Here is an 8,117-nt window from a genome sequence, read left to right on the forward strand (position 1 = left end):
GGAGACTTTATCCAGCCATCTACTCCTGTTAGAGTATGTTCTACATAAAGCTACCGTTGCGCATAAAGCAACACACTCCAGAAGTTAAAGCGTAGAGCAAGCTAGTAGCAGGAGGGGCGATGTTGGAGCAGGGTACCGGCGTAGATAGTGTGGCGGGGACGCGGGCGGCAAAGCAGCCGATCATAGACGTGGACGTGCACGAGATGTTCGGCTCGCTGCGGGATCTCGCACCGTATCTGGAGGAGCCGTGGCGGGGCCGGGTGGACATCGCGGACGGCGGGGGCGGGCCGCCGAGCTTCCCGTACGCGTATCCTCAGATCGCCGGCGTCGCCAGGGCCGAGGCGACTACGCCGGACGGTAGGCCGGCGGGATCGGACTTCGGGCTAATGCGTGAGCAGCTTCTGGACTCCTACAACATAGAGCGCGCAATCCTCGCCGGCGGCTTCTACCCCACTGAGATGCAGACCCAGCCCGAGTTCGCCACCGCACTGGCCGCCGCGTACAACGACTGGATGATCGAGAACTGGCTGGACCGCGACGAGCGGCTGCTGGGCTCGGTGTGCGTTGCGGCCCAGGACCCACGGGCAGCCGCGCGGGAGATAGACCGCGTCGGGGCGCACGAGAGGGTGGTGCAGGTAATGCTGCCGACCATCGCCCACGACGTCTTAGGCCGGGAGTTCTACCATCCGGTGTACGAGGCGGCGGTCCGCAACGGGCTCGTGGTGGCGTTCCATCAGGGCAACACCTCCGGGACCGCCACGGGCCAGCCGCCGTATTACATAGAGTGGCACACCGCGCTGGCCCAGAGCTGGCAGTCACAGCTCGTCGGGCTCATCTCCCACGGCGTGTTCGACAAGTTTCCCGAGCTCGGGGTGGTGCTCGTCGAGGGCGGCTGGACCTGGGTGCCGTCGCTCATGTGGCGGTTCGACTACAACCACCGCAGCGTGCGGCGCGAGGTGCCGTGGGTAAAGCGGCTGCCGAGCGAGTACATCCGGGACAACGTGCGGGCCACGACCCAGCCGATGGAGTACCCCGAGAATCCGGACGACCTGTACAAGATGTTCGAGCTCATAGGCTCGGAGGACTTTCTGGTGTTCTCCACCGACTATCCGCACTGGGACTTCGACGATCCCGACAGGGTGTTCCCCAAAAGCTTCCCGAAGGAGCTGCGGCGCAAGATCCTCTACGACAACGCCCGCGAATTCTACGGGCTTTAGGAGGTACGAATGACCGAGACGAAAACCGGCACCAGACATGTGGTCTGCCGGGAAGGCGAGCTTGCGCCGGGTGAGATCAAACCCTTCACCCTCGGGCGCCGCAGGCTCGCCGTGATGCGCCTGGATGACGGCGGCTACCGGGCGATGTCCGACGTGTGTCCCCATCAGGGCGCGAGCATGGGGCTCGGCTCGGTGGAGAGGATGTGGACCTCGGAGGAGCCGGGGAGCCTGCGCCGGGACGGGGAGCGGCACGTCGCCATCTGCCCGCGGCACAACTTCGAGTTCGATGTGGACACCGGCCTGTCGCCGAACGTCTCCCCCCGCCTGCGGGTCAAGACCTACGAGGCCAGGGCGGAGGACGGTGAGATCGCCGTCTACCTGTAATCTACCCGTAAGAATCGGTTCAGGCGCGTGCAGGATGTAAGGTCGCACGCGTCGTGAAAGCTAACGCCGCCCGGTAGCGGTGCCGCTGCTAGTCTCCCCTGGTGTATCGGGCGGCGAACAGAATGAATAGCACAAACAGAACGAATAGAGCGGGTAAGAGCCTCTCCGGGAGCCGGTGGAGGGAGGCGGTCTCTATGGCGCTGGCCTTGCTCTCGTTCTGTGCGGGCGTGGCGTCCCTGTTCAGGGCGCTGCGGGCCTGGCGTCTCGTCGGGTCTCTGGAGCGTGAGACCGGAGAGAAGGCGGAGGCCATGGGCGCTCGCCTACCGAGTCTCTCCGTCGTCGTACCGGCACGCAACGAGGAGCGGCATCTGGAGGAAGCGCTCGGCTCGGTGGTGAATCAGGTCTATCCCGGCAGGCTAGAGACGTTGCTGGTAGACGACCGCTCGGACGACGCGACCCCGGAGATCGGGGCCCGCATGGAGCGGGAGAACGCCCGGCTACGCACCCTGCGCGTATCGGAGCTGCCGGAGGGCTGGCTGGGTAAGAATCACGCGGCGGGCCTGGGGGCGGCGGAGGCGGGGGGCGAGTGGCTCCTTTTCTGCGACGCCGACGTGGTGTTCGAGGCGAGCACGTTCCGCAGGGCCGTAGAGCACGCGGAGCGGGAGGGGCTGGACCACCTCACCCTGGTGCCGCGGCTGGATCTGGACGGCTACTGGCTGCGGAGCGTGACCGCCTTCTCCTGGATGATGGGCCTCGTACACGTCGGGCTGTACCGGGCAAATATAGAGGGCTCCGGCGTCGGCGTCGGGATCGGGGCCTTCAACCTGATCCGGCGCGGAGCCTACGAGAAGATCGGCACCCACGAGCGCCTGCGGCTGGAGGTCGTGGACGACCTGGCGCTCGGGAAGGCCGTGGAAGAGGCCGGGCTACGAGGGCGGATGCTCCTGGCCCAGAGCCTCGCCCGCGTCCGCTGGCACGAGAGCCTGGGGAGCTTTCTACGCGGGACCGAGAACACCGTCTACGCCGGGGTGGGCTTCTCCCCCCTGAAGGCGGCGGGCTACGTCGGCGCCGTCTCGGCACTGCTGGCGGGGCCCTTCCCGGGCTCGCTCTCGCGCAGCGGTCCGGTGCGGGCGCTGTACCTGGGAGCCGCGCTGTGTAACCTGGGCTCTTTCGTGCTCGCGAACGCCTACCTCGGGCGCGAGGCGGGGCGGCTCGCCCCCTCCTACCCGGTGGCCGCGCTAATGGTCTGCGGAATCCTGCTCCGGTCCACCCTGCAAGCCGAGCGGCGCGGCGGGCTCGTGTGGCGGGAAACCTTCTACTCGTTGGATCTCCTGCGCGAAGCGCGGAGGGATCGAGACAACCAGGGATAACCCGGCCACTACCTCCCGAGCAGTGGACGGCCCTCCCCGGGGCCGTTAGCCTTTTCGTCTCCGGCATCCTCGCGGGAAAAATTAATTTATCGGGCGGGGCGCTTTACATGCTACTCTATGCGAGTGTAGTCCACGGCTAAAACGGGTAGAGCATCGAATATGCTAAAGAGTTGGGAAATCCAGGCGTCTAGCCCTACGGGTAGCTAGCCAGGGAAGGGAATTAGCGTGCTACGAAGAGCCTCGGCCCAGATCGGGCCCGTATTCTACATCTCGGTGGCGATCTCCATACTATTCGTGATCTGGGGGGTGCTGTTCACGGAGAACCTTTCCGGCGTCTTCTCCGCGGCCCTCAGTTTTCTAGTCACCAACTTCGGTTGGGCGTACACGGTGATCATTACCGCATTTCTGGCGTTTTTGGTATTCCTGGGCGTGAGCCGCCACGGCCGCGTCAGGCTGGGCGGCGACGACGAGCGCCCCGAGTTCAACCGTTTGAGCTGGTTCACCATGCTCTTTAGCGCGGGCATAGGCCTTAGCTTCCTTTTCTGGGGCGTGGCCGAGCCCGCTTCCCACCTGGGCACCACCCCTTACGGGCTACAGGAGCCCGGCACGGCGGAGGCCGCGAACCTCAGCATGCAGTACACCTTCTTCAACTGGGGGCTTGGGGCCTGGGGAGTCTACGCCGTGCTGGCCCTTACGATAGCGTACTTCAAGTTCCGCCGGAACAACAACGGCATGATAAGCGCGGCCTTCTACCCTCTCATAGGAGACCGGGTGAACGGGCCCATAGGCAAGGCCATAGATATCCTGGCGATCTTCGCGGTCCTCTTCGGCGTGGCGACGGCGCTGGGCCTGGGCGCCCAGCAGCTCGGCGGTGGTTTGAGCTCCGTGTTTGGCACGCCGCTGAACTATCCGGTTCAGCTCACCATCATACTGGTGCTGACGGTGGCGTTCCTGATCTCCGCCGTGACCGGGCTCTCCCGGGGCATCCGGTATCTGAGCTGGATCAACATGTCCCTGGCGGGTCTCCTCACGTTGTTCGTGTTCTTCGCGGGGCCGACGCTCTACCTGCTGGGCACGTTCGGCGGCGGCATAGTCAGCTACGTGACGGGTTTCATACCTATGACCCTCCGCGCCAGCAACTTCGAGGCCACCAGCTGGGAGCAGAGCTGGACGCTCTTCTACTGGGCGTGGTGGGTCTCCTGGGCCCCGTTCGTAGGGACCTTCATCGCCCGCATCTCGCGCGGGAGGACGATCCGGGACTTTATCGTCGGGGTGGTCGTGGTGCCGACCCTGGCGAGCTTCGGGTGGTTCAGCATCTACGGCGGGACGGCGATGAACCTTACCCGTTCGGGGGAGGCCGACATCTCCGGCATCGCCGCAAACAACCTGCCCGAATCCCTGTTCGTAACCCTGAACTCCCTGCCGCTGGGGACGATCATCTCCGTGGTGGCGCTGGTGCTGGTGAGCATCTTCTTCGTTACCTCGGGCGACTCCGCGACGTTCGTACTGGGCAGCATGTCCACCGACGGCGCGATGGAGCCGAACATAGTGGTAAAGGTTACCTGGGGGGTTATCATAGCCTCCTTCGCCGCCGTGCTGCTGCTCGTCGGGGGCCTCTCCGCCCTGCAGACGGCAACCATAGTGGCCGCCGCCCCGTTCTCGCTGGTCATGGTCCTCATGGGCGTCTCCCTGTACATGATGCTCTCCAGGGAGGCCAAAGAGAAAAGCTCCGGGCCTGTCCGCGGCGGCTCGTCACAGAGAACCAGCGGCTCCCCTACGGCCGCCGAGAATGGTAACGGGGCTCACGGGGAGCGTGAGGTGGAAGAAAGCGGTTCAGAGACCTCGCCGGTGGAGAGATCCGGCGACAGGTAGGAGTCGCCGGACTGCTCTCTACAAGCTCTATGACTTCTGCGAGCTCTGTAATTATTGACGACGCTCCGGCCGGGTAGGGTTGAGGCCCGACCGGAGCTTTATCTCCAGACTCCAGACGTACTCTGGAGGAGGGTTATGCGGTTGCGGCGTACGAGCGGTCTCTAACCCGCCGGACCGGGGTGCACCAGCACCGGTCCCCTGGAGGCTTGCAGGACCTTTTTGGCCACGCTGCCCATGCGCACGGACTCTTTTCCGAGGCCGCGGGTTCCCAGGGCTATCAGGGTTCTCGTCACCCCGCCTTGCTCGGCGGCGGCGCGTAGTATGACCTCCGCGGGATTACCGACCACGACCCGCGTCCGCACCCTCTCCTGTAACAGTCCCTGCAGCTCTTTTGCGCGATCTTCCAGGATACCCTCGGCCACGCGCAGCTCATCTTCAACCTGCCAGGCGTAGGAGGCCCTCTCCTCCTCGCTTATCCCGGGGGGCTGGGGGTAAGCCTGTACCATGAGGACCCTGATGTCGAAGAACACCCCCATCCTCGCGACGAACTCCCCCGCTTCCCTGGCGGCGTCGGACCCGTCATCCCCGATTATTACCCGCGCGGGGGGCCACGCTTCCTTCCCGCCGCGGCCGATCAGCACCGGACAGGGGGAGTAGAGGGCGACCCCTTCGGCCACGCTACCCAGTAGCGCCCGCTCTATCTTGCCTTCTCCGTGGCCGCCGAGGGTGATGAGGTCCACCCCCTCCTGCTTCGAGAGCTTCAGGACCCCTTCCACCGGACGTCCCCGCTCCAGGTGACCCTCTACACCGACCCCGGATGCTTCTATGTGGTGCGTCTCTTTATCTAGGAGCCGCCGCGCCCGCTGCTCGTAGAGGCCTTCCTGGGGCACGGTGGGGAAAGCCGTGGGCGGGATGTGCCAGGAGTGTGTCACGTGTACCTCGGCCCCTGTCAGAGAGGCTATGTCCACGGTCGCCCGCCGGGCCAGGGCGGCGTCCCCCGAGCCGTCCGTGGCGAGGAGTATCTTTTTCGGTATCCCGCTCATTTATCGTTGTCCTCCCCTCTGTACCTGGAGGCCTGGAGATAAACTCCGCCTCCTTCCCTCCTTTTATACAGTACCCGTAGATTACCTTAGAGTACCCGCCCGGTCCGGCGACCGGGTCGCCATTGACCGGTTGTCCGCTACCCGGTTACCAGCACGACCCGGAGGTCGTTGACGTTGGTGCCGGTCGGGCCGGTTACCAGCAGGTCCCCGGATGCCTCCAGCGCCCGGTAGGAGTCGTTGCGCGAGAGCGCCTCCACGGGGTCCACCCCGGCTTCGCGGGCACGCCGGGCGGTCCCCCCGTCCACGAGACCACCGGCGACCTCTGTCGAGCCGTCGTTGCCGTCGGTGTCGGCGGCGAGCATGGTCCAGCCCGCCACCCCTTCGAGCTCACAGGCGAGGGCCAACACGAACTCCTGGTTCGGGCCACCCTCCCCCGTCTCCTGTCCCTGCGGGAGCTCGCGGACCACGACCGTCGCCTCGCCCCCGGAGACGAGGGCGCAGGGCGGGGCGGCCGGGCTCCCGCTCTGCAGGGACTCCCGGATCATGGCCGCGTAAGCGGTGGCGATGCCCCGGGCGTCGCCGGTCATGGAGGTGGAGAGCATGAGCGGCGCGTAGCCTAGCTCTTCAGCCTTCTCCGAGGCGGCCTCGACCGAGAGCCTGCCGCCGCCGCAGACCACGTTCGTCACCCGCTCGAAGACCTCATCGCCCTCTTTCGGGGTCTCCGGGCCGGCGTCCAGCAGGCGGGCAATACTCTGCGGGGGCTCTATGCCGTAGCGTTCGAGCACGGCGCGAGCGTCTTCCAGGGTAGTCGGGTCCGGGACGGTGGGGCCGCTGGCTATGGATGACGGGGCGTCGCCGACCACGTCGGAGAGCAGCAGGGAGGCCACGCCCGCCGGGGCGGCGAGCCGGGCGAGCCCGCCGCCTTTCAGGGCGGAGACGTGCTTCCTGACGATGTTGATCTCGTTTATGGAGGTCCCGCTGCGCAGCAGCGTGCCGGTCAGGTTCCCGAGATCCTCTAGCCCCACGGAGGGATCCGGGTCGGCCAGGAGCGCCGAGGCCCCGCCGCTTATCAGGCAGAGCAGAAGGTCCCCTTCCTCCAGAGACTCGGCCATCTCGGAGGCCCGGCTCGCGGCCTCCAGCCCGCGCTCGTCGGGCTCGGGGTGGGAGGCGTAGAGCACCTCTAGCCCGGCCTCCCGAGCCTCATCCGGCACCTCGTGGCCGTCCTTGGTAACGACCAGGCCGCCGGCTACACGGCCGCCGAGCATACCGACGGCGGCCCCGGCCATCGGGCCGGCGGCCTTACCGGCGGCCAGCACGAAGACGCGCCCGACCTCAAAGCTATCACGCCCATCCTTCGTGCTCTCCGCGGTGGATACGTTGACCCTGTCGCCCTCGACCGACAGGAAGCGTCCGACCGCGGCCCCGGGGTCTGACGCCTCCAGACCGGCCGTGAGGATGCTTTCCAGGTGGTCGCGACGGTGCGGCCCGCTCTCGGTATCTCCGTTCAATCTACTCCTCCGCTCTGCAAGCTCTAGATCGTCACACCAGTCCCCGGGTCCACCGGCACGGGGACTGATCATCGCCGCTGGCGGTCTCCCGGTACGCGGCACGGCTCTCTTCTACCGTCTGTCCGGATACAGTATAGTCGAGCCCGCCCCGGGACCGGACGTACCCGTGCTCCCGGAGCATCCTGGACCGCCCCGGATTGCGGTAGAGTTGCGGATTGATCGTATGGTCGTTCTCCGCTGGAAGGGCAAGGCAACATGCGGGACATTATCGAGGCGCTGCTGCTGGGCCTGATCCAGGGCGTCACCGAGTTTCTGCCGATATCGAGCTCCGCACACCTGTTGCTGGGCCAGTACTTCTTCGGCATGGACCAGCAGAGATTCGGGCTCGCCTTCGACATGGCGCTGCACCTCGGCACCCTGATGGCGGTCACGCTCTTCTACCGGAGGGAGATATGGGGCATGATCCGGGCGCTGGGACGCTCGTTTTCGGGGCCGGACCTCTCCGACCCCGGCCAGCGTCTGGCGTACCTGCTCATCCTGGCGACCCTGCCCGCGGGGGCGGCGGGCTTTTTTTTCAAGAGCTTCTTCGAGGATACGCTGCGCTCGCCGTGGGTGGTGGTGGGCGGGTTCGTCTTCTCCGGCGCGCTGTTCCTGGCCGCCGAAGGGCTTGGCGGCCGGCGCGGGAAGGCTGACTCGCTGACCTTCGGGCGGGCGGCGTCGGGC

7 protein-coding genes are annotated in these 8,117 nt (G+C 66.2%); 5 read left to right on the plus strand and 2 right to left on the minus strand.

Annotated elements, in window-relative coordinates; all coding sequences use genetic code 11:
- Positions 1–119 precede the first annotated feature (119 nt).
- The 4 genes from ABD53_RS12640 (at position 120) to ABD53_RS12655 (ending at position 4,843) form a co-directional block, all read left to right on the plus strand.
- Positions 120–1,217: an amidohydrolase family protein gene (locus ABD53_RS12640; protein WP_047866164.1), complete on the plus strand. Its 1,098-nt coding sequence runs from the start codon at positions 120–122 to the stop codon at positions 1,215–1,217.
- Between the two features lie 9 nt (positions 1,218–1,226).
- Positions 1,227–1,601 (plus strand): Rieske (2Fe-2S) protein, encoded by a 375-nt coding sequence (locus ABD53_RS16125; RefSeq protein ID WP_053058043.1) that lies wholly within the window; start codon positions 1,227–1,229, stop codon positions 1,599–1,601.
- 194 nt (positions 1,602–1,795) lie between these two features.
- Positions 1,796–2,971, plus strand: coding sequence for a glycosyltransferase (locus ABD53_RS12650; RefSeq protein ID WP_053058044.1), 1,176 nt, complete (start codon positions 1,796–1,798; stop codon positions 2,969–2,971).
- A 225-nt stretch (positions 2,972–3,196) separates the two neighbouring features.
- The gene (locus ABD53_RS12655) at positions 3,197–4,843 is read left to right on the plus strand and encodes a BCCT family transporter (RefSeq protein ID WP_200900381.1); all 1,647 of its coding nucleotides are present in this window, start codon (positions 3,197–3,199) and stop codon (positions 4,841–4,843) included.
- Positions 4,844–5,004: 161 nt separating this feature from the next.
- On the opposite strand, the gene ABD53_RS12660 is transcribed toward ABD53_RS12655, so the two are convergent.
- Complete coding sequence (locus ABD53_RS12660; RefSeq protein WP_047866165.1) at positions 5,005–5,886, minus strand: universal stress protein; 882 nt, start codon at positions 5,884–5,886, stop codon at positions 5,005–5,007.
- A gap of 137 nt (positions 5,887–6,023) precedes the next feature.
- Complete coding sequence (locus ABD53_RS12665) at positions 6,024–7,394, minus strand: glycerate kinase type-2 family protein (protein ID WP_047866166.1); 1,371 nt, start codon at positions 7,392–7,394, stop codon at positions 6,024–6,026.
- A gap of 255 nt (positions 7,395–7,649) precedes the next feature.
- Between ABD53_RS12665 and ABD53_RS12670 the strand changes: the two genes are divergently transcribed.
- Positions 7,650–8,117, plus strand: a 468-nt coding sequence (locus ABD53_RS12670; RefSeq protein ID WP_160309693.1) for an undecaprenyl-diphosphate phosphatase, incomplete at its 3' end; no start/stop codon positions are given.

It is taken from the genome of Rubrobacter aplysinae, from assembly GCF_001029505.1.
Classification (GTDB): domain Bacteria; phylum Actinomycetota; class Rubrobacteria; order Rubrobacterales; family Rubrobacteraceae; genus Rubrobacter_A; species Rubrobacter_A aplysinae.